This window comes from Ideonella margarita (genome assembly GCF_038066635.1).
In the GTDB taxonomy this organism is placed as follows: domain Bacteria; phylum Pseudomonadota; class Gammaproteobacteria; order Burkholderiales; family Burkholderiaceae_C; genus Ideonella; species Ideonella margarita.
Window position 1 is genome coordinate 30,998 of record NZ_JBBUTI010000006.1, and the last position, 13,556, is coordinate 44,553.

A 13,556-nucleotide genomic window follows, 5' to 3' on the forward strand; every position below is an offset into this window, starting at 1 on the left:
CTCAGTCATCATCACCATCATCGTCCTTGTCGTGGCTTGCGACTTGGCTTGGGTCATGCGGATTTGCCGGCGCCTGTTGCCACTGCCAGCCCCAGAAGGCCAGCACCGCCGCGAGCATCAGGGCCCCCAGCCACCACCAGCTGCGCGCAATCGCATCCTGCGGCCGGCCGCGGCCGAAGCCCGTCAGCATCGCCCGCACCAGATTGTCACGGTGCACCAGGCTGCCCACCACCACGCCCGCCACATGCAGCCCCACCAGCGCCAGCAAGGCGGTGGCGGCGGCTTCATGGGCCTCATCAAGGAAGGCCGGCAGGCGTTCGGTTTCCGTGGCCCAACCGAGGCCCACGGTGGTGGCGATCAGCACCAGCAAACCGACGATGGCCCAGGCGCCGGCGGGGTTGTGGCCCACACCCACCGGTGCGTCGCTGCCGGCCTCCCGGGGCGCCTGGCCGAGGGCCACCGCCTTGAGGTGCTGCAGGTAGGCCAGCGCGGCGCGCGGGCTGCGCACGAACGAGGTGAACCGCGCCGTGCGGCTGCCCACCACGCCCCACACCAGGCGGAACGCCACCAGGCCGCCCAGCGTGTAGCCCAGCGTGATGTGCACCAGGTGCCAGGCCTCGCTTTCGGCCGTCAACCACGCACCGGCGAAACACGCCACCACCAGCCAGTGAAAAACGCGCACGGGCCAGTCCCAGACAAGCACTCGGGGTTGGGTCATCTGGGAATCCTCACATCGTGTTCACTGAACCGGCCTTGCGCGGCCTGGGTGTGGCAAGCCGCGCAGTTGCTGGCCTTGCCGATCGAGGCGCGCCGCCACACGGCGGGCGATATCTCATCGTGCTCGCGGACAAACCAGCGGGTGCGGGTGATGCGGTCGTCGGCGGGCTGATCATTGGCGCGCTGACCGGTGGCGGCATGCGTTTGCAGCCAGCCGCAAATCTCACGCAGGGAGGCTGCATCGAGCGACGCATCGGTGCCGAAATGCCGTGGCAGGTTGCCCATCAGGCGCTGCCACGACGCGGCCGGCAAACCGCGCGCCGGGTAGGCCACATGGCAGGCGCTGCACTCTTGCTGGTACAGCGGCAACACCGGCACCCGGGCGCCGCCTTCATCGGCCTGCACGCGGGGTGCGCAGGCCAGCAGCAGGGCAGCGAAAAGCCCGGAGTAGACAGCGGCCCTCATCGCAGGCTCACCAGGCAGGCCAGCACGTCGGCCTTTTCAGCAGCGGTGCAGGTGCGCCCGACTACGTCCTGGCAATTGCGGCGGAACCACTTGTCGGCCTTGCCCGCGTCCGTGAAGCGTTGCGGGTTGAAGGCCGGCGCCAGCGGGCCGATGACCTTGCCGGTGGCGGCATGTTTGCCGTCTTGCACCGGCTTGACGCCATGGCAGGACGCACACGCCCATTCACGGCCGTGCCGGCTGGTGAAAAACGCCTCGCCCCGCACCGCGCTGGCCGGGGCACCCGCCTCGGCCGTGTAGGCCGCCAGCAGCTCAGCCGGCGAGGCCGCAACGGCCAGCGAGCCCGTCAGCGCCAGCAGCAAGGCAGCACAGAGGGCAGGCCAGCGTGGAAGCGCAGCGAGAAGCCATCCACGCGGTCGCGCGGTGGACAAGGCCAACAGGTCAGGGAACATGGCAACTCCGATCAAACGTGTTGCCATGGTGGGCCGGCGGCATGAAGCCCGCCTTAACGACAACGGCCCGCATCGGTGGCGATGCGGGCCGTTGTGAGGGCCGGGGCAGATACCGTTGTGGGTACCGCCGTTGCGACTAGTTCATGCAGCGAGACCGGCGCAGCATCAGGCCAGCAGCACCGCCGCCATCGCGCTGGCGGTGCGCTCCACGTTGCCGCTGTTCAGGCCGGCCACGCACATGCGGCCCGAGCGCAGGATGTACACGCCGAACTCGTCACGCAGGCGGTCGACCTGCGCAGGCGTCAGGCCGGTGTAGCTGAACATGCCGCGCTGGGTCAGGAAGTAATCGAAGTTGCGGCCGGGCACCTTGGCGCTGACCACCGCATGCAGCTGCTCGCGCATCGCCTGGATGCGCACTCGCATCGCGTCGAGTTCGGTTTCCCACAGCGCGCGCAGCTCAGGCGTGCCCAGCAAGGTGGCCACCAGCTGGCCGCCGTGCATCGGCGGGTTCGAGTAGTTGCGGCGCACGGTGGCCTTCAACTGCCCCAGCACCAGCTGGGCTTCGACCGCATTCGGGCACAGCACGCTGAGCGCGCCGCAACGCTCGCCGTACACGCTCATGCTCTTCGAGAACGAGTTGGCCAGGAAGCCCGCCAGGCCCGAGGCGCCCAGCGCGCGCACGGCGTAGGCGTCTTGCTCGATGCCATCACCGAAGCCCTGATAGGCCAGGTCCAGGAAGGGCAGCAATTCGCGCTCACGCAGCACCGGGATCAGCGCGTCCCACTGGGCCGCGGTCAGGTCGACGCCGGTGGGGTTGTGGCAGCAGGCGTGCAGCAGCACCACGCTGCGTGCGGGCAGCGTGCGCAGCTTCTCGAGCATCGCGTCAAAGCGCAGGCCACCCGTGGTCTCGTCGTAGTACGGGTAGGTGTTCACCGTCAGGCCTGCGCCTTCGAACACGGCCTTGTGGTTGTCCCAGGTGGGGTCGCTCACCCAGATGGCGCTGTCGGGGAACCAGCGCTTGATGAAGTCGGCACCAACCTTCAGGCCGCCGCTGGAGCCCACCGACTGGATCGTGGCCACGCGGCCTTCGGCCAGTGCCGGTGCATCGGCGCCGAACAGCAGCTTCTGCACCTCGGTGCGGAATGCCGCCAGGCCTTCCATCGGCAGGTAGGGCTTGGGGCCCGTCTGCTGGGCGATGCGGGCCTCGGCCTGACGCACGGCGTCCATCACCGGAATGCGCCCGGCATCGTCGAAGTAGATGCCGATCGACAGGTTGATCTTGTCGCTGCGCGGATCCTTCTGGAAGTTCTCGTTCAACGTGAGGATGGGGTCGCCAGCATAGGCGTCGATGTGCGCGAACATGGGTGCAGTGCCTCCGGTGGGGAAGCGGCCATTATCGACCGCCTGCAACCCACCTTTCAGAGCAGCAGGAACGCCGCCGCCGCCACGGCGGTGGGCGCCAGCGCCCCGAGCAGCAAGGCACCGGCACCGATGGACTCATCGGCAAAGCCGCGCCTCAGCAGCGACACACCAGCCGGGTTCGGCGCATTGGCGATCACCGTGAGGCCACCACCAGCCACCGCACCGGCCACCAGCATGTACTGCGTGGGCGCCGAGATGCCCTGGATGAGCGAGCCGAGGTAGGTGAGCGCCGCGTTGTCGGTGATGGCCGTCAGGCCGAGGGCACCGAAGAACATCGCCGTCGGGCTGAGAGCCGACACGATCGGCTGCAGCCACCACTGCTGCAGGCCGCCCAGCACCACCAGGCCCGCCAGGAAAAAGCCCACGAGGAACGCTTCCTTCAGGATCAATGGGGTCTGGTGACGGGCATAGGCCTGGGTGAAGCCGAGGAAGAACATGAAGATGCCGATGAAGATCACCGGGTGGTGCGCAAACACCACCGCCGCGGCCAGGAAGGCCAGGTGCACCAGTTGCACCGTCAGCGGCGCCGAGGGCGGCTGATCCGCCGCTCCGGCGTCACCGCCCTGGCCCACCTCACCTCGCAGCAGCCAGGTCAGCACGCTGGCATTGATGAGCACGGCCAGCACGGCCTTCCAGCCGAACTGGGCGGCCATGAAGGCGGTGTCCCATTGCCAGGCAGCCGCCACCATCAGCACCGGCGGTGCGGCATAAGCCGTGAGCGTGCCACCGATCGAGATGTTCACGAACAGCACGCCCAGCGCGGCGTACTTGCGCCACTCGGTGACACCAGCGCGAAACACCAGCGGGCGCAGCATCAGCGCGGCCAGCGTCATCGCGGCGGGTTCGGTGACGAGCGAGCCCAGCACCGGCACGGCCGCCAGCGCCAGCCAGACGCGCGCCAGCGCATCGGGCAGCGGCAGCAGGCGGGCCAGCGCCGCCACGGCCGATGACACCGCCGCCAGCACCGGGCCCGACGCCGCGATCACCATCACCACGAAGACGAACAGCGGCTCGGTGTACTGGCGCGACTCCATGTAGCTCACCGCCTGGTGGCTGCCCGCCATGCCGGCGGTGATCAGCATCAACACCGCGGCCCAGAAACCGAACACCACTTCCACCTCACCCAGCAGGTGGAACAGACCTTCATGGCGCGGGTGGCGATGCGCCAGCGCCTCGAAGTACTTGGCGGTGAAGGTGTGGATCAGCGCCAGCGCGAAGACGATGGCGGCGGCCCACTCAAGAGGCGTGGCGGTGTGCTGCATGAAGATGGATTTCAGGTCGGCGAGGTCTCAGGCCGGGGTCAAGCCGAACAGAGGCGAAGCTCAGGCGGCCAGTGCGGCCTCGATGTCGGCGCGGATCTTCTCCGGCGAATCCTGGGGCGCATAACGCTTGAGCACGCGGCCGTCCTTGCCGACCAGGAACTTGGTGAAGTTCCACTTGATGCCTTCGCTGCCCAGCAGGCCGGGCTTCTCGCTCTTCAGCCACTGATACAGCGGGTGCGCGCCTTTGCCGTTGACTTCGATCTTGGCCATCATCGGGAAGTTGACGCCGAAGTTCAGCTCGCAGAACGAGGAGATCTCGTCGTTGCTGCCGGGGTCCTGGCTGCCGAACTCGTTGCTGGGAAAGCCCAGCACCGTCAGGCCCTGGGTCTGGTAGCTGTCCCACAGCGCCTGCAGGCCCTTGAACTGCGGCGTGAACCCGCACTGGCTGGCAGTGTTGACGATCAACAGGACGCGGCCCTGGAAGTCCTTCAGCGGCACGTTCTGGCCGGTGATCGACTGGGCTTCAAAATCGTAGATGCTGGACATGGCGATGCGCGGGCGAGCGCCCCGGTGGGTTGCAACAGCTTGGATGGTAGCCCGGCGCCCGGAGGCGCGTATCAAGGCCGCAGAACGTCCATCAAGGCCACAAAGCAACCGTCAAGGCCGCAGGGCAGCCAGCGCCGCCGCGCCCACGATCAGCGCGCCGCCTATGGCCAGCTGCGGCGTCAGCACGCCAGCGCCCAGCAGCAGCGCCGAGCCGGCGGCCCACAGCACCTCGGTGAGCATGATCACGGCCGTGACGTTGGCCGGCAGCCGCGACACGCCATATTGCAGCGCCAGGTTGCTGACGAGGAAGAAGCCGCCCATGGCCACGGCGCCCAGCAACCAGCCCGGCGCCACCGCCGGGGGCGGCGGCACGTCGAGCACCTGCGTCAGGGCCAGCGACACCAGGCAGCCGCCCAGGAACATGGCCAGGCCGCGCCCGCCGTCGCCCCGGTGCGATTCGCGCTTGAGCATCACGTTGTTCAGCGCAAAGCTGAAGCCGCCGATCAGGCCCAGCAGGTCCATCGGGTTGAACGCGCCCAGGCCCTGGCCCTCGGCCGGCCACAGCACCACGGCGGCCCCGCCCAGCGCCAGCGTCAGCCGCATCACGGCCGCGCCGGTGATGGGCTCCTTCAGCAGCCAGCGCGCCAGCAGCACGGCCCACAGCGGCATCAGATAAAACAGCAGCACCACGCGCACCACATCGCCGGCGGTCACGCCCCAGTTGAAGCTGGCATTGGTGGTACCGGCGGCCAGCAAGATCCACCACAACGGTGGCTGGGTCAGCAGCTCACGCCAGGCGGCAGGCTTGCGCAGGGTGATGGCCGCAACAGAGATGGCAAAGATGATGGCCGTGGCCCAGAGCGGGTGCAGGCCGGCAGCGTTCAGCTGGCGCATCGGCCACCACGACAGGCCCCAGACCATGGCATTGGTCAACAGGCCAGCCACCGCGGGCAGCGGTGAGGTTCGCAAGGTCATGAAGCGGCAGGCTCAGTCGGCGCGCGGGCCGCAGTTGCGGCGGCGCCACCACAGCACCCCGCCAACCACCAGGCCAATGCCGAGCAGGCCGAAGATGCCGTACTGGAAGCTGTGCACCATGCGCCACATCCAGTCCCAGTTGCGGGCGCCGAAGTAGCCGAGGTAAACCCAGATGGGCACGCTGATCAGGGCGGCCACGCCGTCCATCAGGAACCAGGTACCGACGCTGACGCGGCGGCTCATGCCAGCAGTGAAGAACACCGGGGTGCGCAGACCGGGCAGGAAGCGGGCGACGAACATCACCCAGCGGCCGTATTTTTCAAAGGCGCCCTGGGCGCTGGCATAACGCTCGGGCGTGAGCACCTTGCGGAAGATGCGCCAGCGCATCACCTTTTCGCCCTGGAAGCGGCCGATGGCAAACACCATGCCGTCGCCGATCAGCACGCCGGCCATGCCGACGGCGAACATCGTGTGCGGGTCGGCATAGCCCAGGCCGGCGATCACGCCGCCGGTCACGAGGGTGACGTCTTCGGGCACGGGAATGCCGAAGCCGCAGATCAGCAACATGGTGAAAACCGCCAGGTAGCCGTACTCGGTGAAGATGGGAAGCAGTGCGTTGAAGACGTCCATGTCGGCGATTTCCGCGGTGCCGGCCTCCCCACCCCGAGGTCTCGGGATGGACGGCCAGCCTGTCGGCGGCCCGCATTTATAGCAGCAACGCCAGCCACCGCCTGACAAGGCCATGCAGGACCGAAGAATTCTCGGTGGGGCCTCTGGCACACTGACCAGCCCCCCGGCCCCCGCATTTGCTGAACCATGCCCCGCCCGATCGAAGCCCTGATCCATGTCGACGCCCTGGCCCACAACCTCGAACGCGCCCGGGCCTGTGCCCCCGACGCCCGGGTCTGGGCGGTGGTGAAAGCCAACGCCTACGGCCACGGCATCGAGCGGGCGTTCGAGGGTTTGCGGGGCGCCGACGGCTTCGCGCTGCTGGATTTCGCCGAGGCCCAGCGCCTGCGGGCCCTCGACTGGCGCGGCCCGATCCTGATGCTGGAAGGCGCGTTCGAGCCCCGCGATCTGGAACTCTGCTCACGGCTGGGCCTGTGGCACGCGGTGCACAACGAAGCCCAGATCGACTGGCTGGCCGCGCACAAGACCCACACGCCGCACCGCGTTTTCCTCAAAATGAACAGCGGCATGAACCGCCTGGGCTTCACGCCGCGCGCCTTCCGGGCGGCCTGGACGCGCCTGAACGCGCTGCCGCAGGTGGATGAAATTTCGCTGGTCACGCACTTTTCCGATGCCGATGGCGACCGCTTCGGCCAGAACGGCATCGCCCACCAGGTGGCCGCCTGGACGGCTGCCACGCATGATCTGCCAGGTGAGCGCTCACTCGCCAACAGTGCCGCCACCTTGCGACATGCCGCCGATGCCGGCGTGCGTGCCGACTGGGTGCGCGCCGGCATCATGAGCTACGGCGGGGTGCCTGATTTCCCTGAACACGACGCCGCACACTGGCAACTGCGCCCGGGCATGACGCTGCGCTCGAAGATCATCGCCACCCAGCAGGTGCCGGCCGGCGAGAGCGTGGGTTATGGCTCCAGCTTCGTGGCGGATGCCCCGCTGCGCATCGGCGTGGTGGCCTGCGGTTATGCCGACGGCTACCCGCGCCACTGCCCCACCGGCACACCGGTGCTGGTGGACGGCGTGCGCACCCGCACCATCGGCCGGGTGTCGATGGACATGCTGGCCGTTGACCTGACCCCCGTGCCCGCCGCCCAGCTGGGCAGCGAAGTGACGCTGTGGGGCCAGGGGCCGGGCGGCAGCCTGCTGGGCATCGACGAGATCGCCCGGGCGGCCGGTACCATCGGCTATGAACTGATGTGCGCCCTGGCGCCCCGGGTGCCCGTCACCGTGGCCTGAGGCCCCGGGCCCCGACCTTGCTTGCCCTCGGGGCACCCACCCACTTTCTGAACACCCCCGATGGATCTTCCTTCCCACCAGCTGTCGATGACCGTGCTGATGACGCCCGACATGGCGAACTTCAGCGGCAATGTCCACGGCGGCACCATCCTCAAGTTCCTCGACCAGGTGGCTTACGCCTGCGCCAGCCGCTACGCCGGCCGCTATGTGGTGACCTTGAGCGTGGACCAGGTCATGTTCCGCCAGCCCATCCACGTGGGTGAGCTGGTCACCTTCCTCGCGGCGGTGAACCACACGGGCACCTCGTCGATGGAGATCGGCATCAAGGTGGTGGCCGAGAACATCCGCACCCAGGTGGTTCGGCACGCCAACAGCTGCTTCTTCACGATGGTGGCGGTGGACGACGGCGGCAAGCCGGTGCCCGTGCCGGCCCTGCGTCCGTTTTCACCGGACGAGAAGCGACGCTGGGACAACGCCCGCATCCGCCGCCAGCTGCGCACCGAGATGGAGCAGCGCCAGCGCGAGATGCGCGCCGGTGGCCAGGTCGGCAATTCGTCCACGTCGCCCGCTTCGCCGCCCGACGCCCCGACGGCTGCGGCCTGAGCGCTGCGGCGCCATCGGGCAGACAGCGCATGGCCTCGGTGCCCAACGTCCGCGCGGACGAGGTGGAGTTCAGTGCCATCCGCGCGCAGGGGGCTGGCGGCCAGAACGTCAACAAAGTGTCGAACGCCGTGCACCTGCGTTTCGACATCCGCGCGTCCTCGCTGCCCGAGCCGGTGAAAGAGCGCCTGCTGGCCCTGGCCGATCAGCGCATCACCGCCGAAGGCGTGGTGGTCATCAAGGCGCAGGAGCACCGGAGCCTGCCCATGAACCAGGCCGATGCGCTCGCCCGCCTGCAGGCCATGGTGGCGCAGGCCGCCCATGTGCCCAAGGCCCGGCGGGCCACCAAACCGACGCGCGGCTCACAGCGGCGACGGCTGGATGGCAAATCACGGCGGTCGGACATCAAGGCGGGCCGCGGCAAGCCGGTGGACTGACGCACCCGGGTATCGAGCACAGCGCGCCACCCTGCCGCCGCCCCGGCTATGGCCGCGATAAAGCTATTGCATTGGATGATTCAATAGCGAATCCCTAAACTCTCGCCATGCCCGGTACCCCGGTCAACAGAGCGCTCCGGCGGCCACACACCCCGTGATTGGCTGGCGCGCTTCAGCATCGCTGCGGATTGGCCGAAAAACCGGTCAGGCGCGGCGGGCAACCCCGGCACCTTGCGCGCCCCGAGCCGCCCCACCGCCTTGCAGGAGAGTTCCATGCCCCGCATCCCCCGCCCCGTCGACCGCGGCACTGCCGCCATCACTGCCGCCACCACCGCCTCAGCCCCCACGCTGCGCCTGCGCTGGCAACAGCAGATCGGCTTCGGTCTGGTTGCGGCAGGTGCGCTGCTGTGGCTGGGACAGTGGAGCCACCACCTGGCGGCGAGCTGAAGCCCCCACGCCGCGCACAGACGCGGCCCGATCCGTCACAACAAAATACGTCGGGCGTTCTACAGTCGGAGCATCTGTTTCAAGATGCCCGAAACGAACCCTGACACCAAGGAGCGAACCATGGCCAAGAGCCCCAAGTCCGTCGGCAAAGCCGGCCCCGCCATCAACATCGGCATCAGCGAGAAAGACCGCGCCGCCGTGGCCGATGGCCTGTCGCGCCTGCTGGCCGACACCTACACGCTGTACCTGACCACCCACAACTTCCACTGGAACGTGACGGGGCCGATGTTCAATTCGCTGCATGCGATGTTCATGGGCCAGTACACCGAGCTGTGGAACGCCGTGGACCCGATCGCCGAGCGCATCCGCGCGCTGGGCCACATCGCCCCGGGCAGCTACGCCGATTACGCCAAGCTGAGTTCGGTGGCCGATGCCCCGAGCACGCCGCCCAAGGCACTGGAAATGGTCCGCATCCTGGTGGAAGGCCATGAAACCGTGGCGCGCACCGCCCGCAGCCTGTACCCGCTGGTGGAAAAGGCCGGCGACGAGCCCACGGCCGACGTGCTGACCCAGCGCCTGACGGTGCATGAGCAGACCGCCTGGATGCTGCGCTCGCTGCTGGAAGACTGAACCCCCGGCCACCGCGCCATGAAAAAAAGGCTGCCCGCGGGCAGCCCTTTTTGTTGATGCTTGGGCAACGTCAGTGCATCAAACCAGCGCAGCCAAACCCGCCAGGCCCAGGCCCAGCGCCGCCAGCGCGTCACCGGCAATCAAGCCGCCACCCACCAGCGAGGTGCTGCTCATGTCCGACGGCAGGCCATCGTCCTGCTGGCCCTGACGTGCATTCCAGGTGTTGAGTGCACTCGACACCACGCCGCCCGCACCCAGCCACAGCGAGGTGCCCAGGGTGACAAAGCCGCCGAAGCTGCTGGCGTACGGAGACGGCAGCACGACCGCGTCCAGCATGAAGTCGGTGGCGAAACCATTCTTGCTGCGGGCGACAAACGCCTGATAGCCCGCGCGGCTCTTGATGAACTTGCGCAGGAACTCGGTGATGAAGCCGATGCCCACGCCCAGCACGATGGCCGTCATCTGGAACGGCTTCGGGTCGGTCAGGCTGCGCAGCACGCCCACGAACTTGTAGGTCATCGCCGACGTCCACTGCGCCGGCACTTCGTCGGCGCGCATCACGGTCTGATCGAGCAGCAGCACCGGGTAGGCCGTCATGAAGAGCTTGGCCAGCACCACCGCCATCACGGCGCCCATCACCAGGCCCGCCACCTGGAAGCGGAACTGCAGGGCGCGGTTCGAGCCCAGGCGCCAGCCGGTCGAGCGGTCCTGCTGCATGTCGCAGGCCACGCTGGTGGCCACCAGCAGCACGGCCGCCGCCATCAGGCCCAGCAGCGGGTCTTGCAGGCCAAACGCCGCCAGCACCAGCACGGTGACGACAAACGCCGAGGAGATCGGGTTGGAATCGCTCACGCCCAGCGAGATGCCGTTGACCATGGCGAACACCATCACCAGGCCCAGCGACAGCAGCATGTAGCTGACCGGCTCATTGAAGAACTGCACGCCCGCCACCACGGTGGCCGCGCCCCAGAACAGCACCCACAGCACCAGGCGCCAGATGCTGGCGCGCGGACCGGTGGTGGTTTCTTCGGGCATCGCTTCGGTCACGCCCACACCCACGCGGGAGGCAAACGTGCGCCAGAAAATCAGCGACAGATCGACCACCGCCGCGCCCAGGATCATGCCCAGCGCGATCAGGAAGGTGATCTTGCGGAAGGGATCGCCGTCCTTCAGCCAGCCGATGCTGATGAAGTAAGGTACCAGCGCCCAGCCCAGCACACCGGCCAGCACCGCCGGGATGCCGATGCGCGCGCCCACCACCAGGCCAGCGCCGAAGGTGGAGGTGGAGATTTCGAGTGCGCCCAGCGCCGCCACCTTGGCCGAGGCGATGCCGCCCAGCAGGCCGGCGCCCACGCCGCCAAACAGGCGCGACACCGACTGGCGCAGCAGCACCGGGTCGGTCAGGGCCCGCAGGATGTTGGCCACCGCCAGGCCCGACGGAAACACCAGCCGCAGCCGGTCAACCAGCACCGGCGTGTAGAGCATGCCCACGCCAGCGCCCAGCATGCCCACGCACAGCAGGTACACCACCATCTGCCAGTCGGGGATCGGCGGCATGCCCATCCAGGCCTGGGCCTGGATCAACACGCCCATGCCGCCCAGGCTGGCCACCGAGGCCGCCGTGGTCTGCATGTAGTTGGCGCCGTGCTTGCCTTCCACGCCGTAACCGAAGGTGATGACCGAGCCGAGGATGCCGGCCAGCACCTGCCCGCCCACCAGGAAACCCAGCGAAAAGTTCATGAAGGCCGCGGTGACGGCGCCCAGCGGGCCCAGCACCAGCATGCCCACCAGGGCCAGCAGCGTGTAATAACCCGGGCTGCCGACAGGGGGCAGCCAGGCCCAGCGGCGCGGATCAGCGCCATGTGTGGAAAGAGTCTGTTGCATGCGAGGAATCAGCAAGTTTCACGCCGCCACCCGGCTCGTGACCATGGGCGGAAAAGCCGGGACTGTACCCGCGGCCCTGCCCGGCGATAATGGCGGGTTCCCCTCCCTCGCCGGGTTGCTGCTGCCAGCGCCCGCATCACCGGGCCGCTCTTGCCATGTCTGCCGAACTCGCCGATCAGGTGCGCCGCCGCCGCACCTTTGCCATCATTTCCCACCCTGACGCGGGCAAGACCACGCTGACGGAAAAGCTTCTGCTGTTCTCGGGCGCGATCCAGATCGCCGGCTCGGTGAAGGCGCGCAAGGCGTCGCGCCACGCCACGTCCGACTGGATGGAGATCGAAAAGCAGCGGGGCATTTCGGTGGCGTCGTCGGTGATGCAGATGGAATACCGCGACTGCACCATCAACCTGCTGGACACCCCGGGCCACCAGGACTTCTCGGAAGACACCTACCGCGTGCTGACCGCCGTGGACGCCGCGCTGATGGTGATCGACGCGGCCAACGGCGTCGAGCCACAGACCCGCCGCCTGCTGCAGGTTTGCCGCGCCCGCAACACGCCCATCCTGACCTTCGTCAACAAGATGGACCGCGAGGTGAAAGACCCGCTGGCCCTGATGGACGAGATCGAGGCCGAGCTGGGCATGACGGTGGTGCCGTTCACCTGGCCGGTGGGCATGGGCAAGTTCTTCCACGGCGTGATGGACCTGCGCAAGCAGCAGATGCGCGTCTTCAGCCCCGGTGAAGACCGCGTGGCGGGCGGCGAGGAAGTCATTGACGGTCTCGACAACCCGCTGTACGCCGAGCGCTTCGGCATGCAGTACGACCAGGCGCAGGGCGAGGTGGAGCTGGTGCGCGAAGCCGCGCCCGAGTTCGTGCTGGAAGACTTCCTGGCCGGCAAGCAGACGCCGATGTTCTTCGGCTCGGCCGTGAACAACTTCGGCGTGCAGGAAGTGCTGGACGCTCTCGTGGGCCTGGCCCCGGCCCCCGGCCCGCGCCCGGCCATCCAGCGCACCGTGACGCCGGAAGAGCCCAAGTTCACCGGCGTGGTCTTCAAGATCCAGGCCAACATGGACCCGGCCCACCGCGACCGCATCGCCTTCCTGCGCGTGGCCTCCGGCCGCTTCGAGCGCGGCATGCGCCTGAAGGTGGTGCGCTCCGGCAAGGAGCTGCGCCCGAACACCGTGGTGACCTTCATGAGCCAGAAGCGCGAGCTGCTGGACGAGGCGTTTGCCGGCGACATCATCGGCATTCCGAACCACGGCGTGCTGCAGCTCGGCGACACCATCACCGAAGGTGAAACCCTGCAGTTCACCGGCCTGCCCTTCTTCGCGCCTGAGCTGTTCCGCTCGGTGGAAGTGGCCGACCCGCTGCGCACCAAGCAGCTGCGCGCCGGCCTGACACAGCTGGGTGAGGAAGGCGCCATCCAGGTCTTCCGCCCGATGCTGGGCAGCGTGCTGCTGCTCGGCGCCGTGGGCCAGCTGCAGTTCGAAGTGGTGGCCCACCGCCTGGAGCATGAGTACGGCGTGAAGGCGCGCATCATGCCGGCCCGCTTCAACGTGGCCCGCTGGGTGACCTGCGATGCCGCCGATGGTGGCGAGGCCGAACTCAAGCGCTTCATCGACAACAACAGCCACCGCATGGCCCTCGACGCCGTCGATGCACCGACGCTGCTGCTGGAATACGCCGGCGAGCTGCGCGCCATCCAAGAGAACTGGCCGAAGATCAAGTTCCACGCGCTGCGCGAGCACGCGGGTCTGGTGTTTCAGCAGCGGATGGGCGACTGATCGCCCGGTGCAGGT

Annotated in this window: 15 protein-coding genes; 6 read left to right on the top strand and 9 right to left on the bottom strand. The window is 68.1% G+C overall.

Annotated features, from left to right (window positions below; genetic code table 11):
• Position 1: 1 nt before the first annotated feature.
• The 8 genes from AACH00_RS09445 to AACH00_RS09480 all read right to left on the bottom strand — a co-directional run bounded on the left by AACH00_RS09445 (position 2) and on the right by AACH00_RS09480 (position 6,466).
• Positions 2-718 carry a cytochrome b/b6 domain-containing protein gene (locus AACH00_RS09445; protein ID WP_341398866.1) on the bottom strand — a complete coding sequence of 239 codons (717 nt, stop codon included), beginning with the start codon at positions 716-718 and terminating at the stop codon, positions 2-4.
• Positions 715-1,182 (bottom strand): diheme cytochrome c, encoded by a 468-nt coding sequence (locus AACH00_RS09450; RefSeq protein WP_341398867.1) that lies wholly within the window; start codon positions 1,180-1,182, stop codon positions 715-717. Before AACH00_RS09450 ends, AACH00_RS09445 begins: the two co-directional genes overlap by 4 nt.
• Positions 1,179-1,538 (bottom strand): DUF1924 domain-containing protein, encoded by a 360-nt coding sequence (locus tag AACH00_RS09455; RefSeq protein WP_423221922.1) that lies wholly within the window; start codon positions 1,536-1,538, stop codon positions 1,179-1,181. Before AACH00_RS09455 ends, AACH00_RS09450 begins: the two co-directional genes overlap by 4 nt.
• Before the next feature lie 258 nt (positions 1,539-1,796).
• On the bottom strand, positions 1,797-2,993 hold the full coding sequence (locus tag AACH00_RS09460; protein WP_341398869.1) for an amino acid aminotransferase: 1,197 nt from the start codon (positions 2,991-2,993) through the stop codon (positions 1,797-1,799).
• A 56-nt stretch (positions 2,994-3,049) separates the two neighbouring features.
• The gene (locus AACH00_RS09465) at positions 3,050-4,315 is read right to left on the bottom strand and encodes a putative Na+/H+ antiporter (RefSeq protein ID WP_341398870.1); all 1,266 of its coding nucleotides are present in this window, start codon (positions 4,313-4,315) and stop codon (positions 3,050-3,052) included.
• 60 nt (positions 4,316-4,375) lie between these two features.
• A complete protein-coding gene (locus AACH00_RS09470) occupies positions 4,376-4,861 on the bottom strand; it encodes a glutathione peroxidase (RefSeq protein ID WP_341398871.1) in 486 nt (161 codons plus the stop codon).
• A 111-nt stretch (positions 4,862-4,972) separates the two neighbouring features.
• Entirely contained in the window at positions 4,973-5,836 is an 864-nt protein-coding gene (locus AACH00_RS09475; protein ID WP_341398872.1) for a DMT family transporter, read from the bottom strand.
• Between the two features lie 12 nt (positions 5,837-5,848).
• The gene (locus AACH00_RS09480; RefSeq protein ID WP_341398873.1) at positions 5,849-6,466 is read right to left on the bottom strand and encodes a DedA family protein; all 618 of its coding nucleotides are present in this window, start codon (positions 6,464-6,466) and stop codon (positions 5,849-5,851) included.
• A 186-nt stretch (positions 6,467-6,652) separates the two neighbouring features.
• Between AACH00_RS09480 and alr the strand changes: the two genes are divergently transcribed.
• From alr to AACH00_RS09505, 5 genes are all read left to right on the top strand, one after another.
• Entirely contained in the window at positions 6,653-7,759 is a 1,107-nt protein-coding gene (alr, locus tag AACH00_RS09485; RefSeq protein ID WP_341398874.1) for an alanine racemase, read from the top strand.
• A gap of 60 nt (positions 7,760-7,819) precedes the next feature.
• Positions 7,820-8,362 (top strand): acyl-CoA thioesterase, encoded by a 543-nt coding sequence (locus tag AACH00_RS09490; protein ID WP_341398875.1) that lies wholly within the window; start codon positions 7,820-7,822, stop codon positions 8,360-8,362.
• 29 nt (positions 8,363-8,391) lie between these two features.
• Entirely contained in the window at positions 8,392-8,796 is a 405-nt protein-coding gene (gene arfB / locus AACH00_RS09495; RefSeq protein WP_341398876.1) for an alternative ribosome rescue aminoacyl-tRNA hydrolase ArfB, read from the top strand.
• A 273-nt stretch (positions 8,797-9,069) separates the two neighbouring features.
• On the top strand, positions 9,070-9,243 hold the full coding sequence (locus AACH00_RS09500) for a hypothetical protein (RefSeq protein ID WP_341398877.1): 174 nt from the start codon (positions 9,070-9,072) through the stop codon (positions 9,241-9,243).
• A gap of 120 nt (positions 9,244-9,363) precedes the next feature.
• Positions 9,364-9,873: a Dps family protein gene (locus AACH00_RS09505; protein WP_341398878.1), complete on the top strand. Its 510-nt coding sequence runs from the start codon at positions 9,364-9,366 to the stop codon at positions 9,871-9,873.
• A 78-nt stretch (positions 9,874-9,951) separates the two neighbouring features.
• Here the strand turns inward: AACH00_RS09505 and AACH00_RS09510 are convergent, their stop codons facing one another.
• Positions 9,952-11,757: an OPT/YSL family transporter gene (locus AACH00_RS09510; RefSeq protein ID WP_341398879.1), complete on the bottom strand. Its 1,806-nt coding sequence runs from the start codon at positions 11,755-11,757 to the stop codon at positions 9,952-9,954.
• A gap of 155 nt (positions 11,758-11,912) precedes the next feature.
• On the opposite strand from AACH00_RS09510, the gene AACH00_RS09515 reads away from it, so the two are divergent.
• A complete protein-coding gene (locus tag AACH00_RS09515) occupies positions 11,913-13,541 on the top strand; it encodes a peptide chain release factor 3 (protein ID WP_341398880.1) in 1,629 nt (542 codons plus the stop codon).
• Positions 13,542-13,556 lie beyond the last annotated feature (15 nt).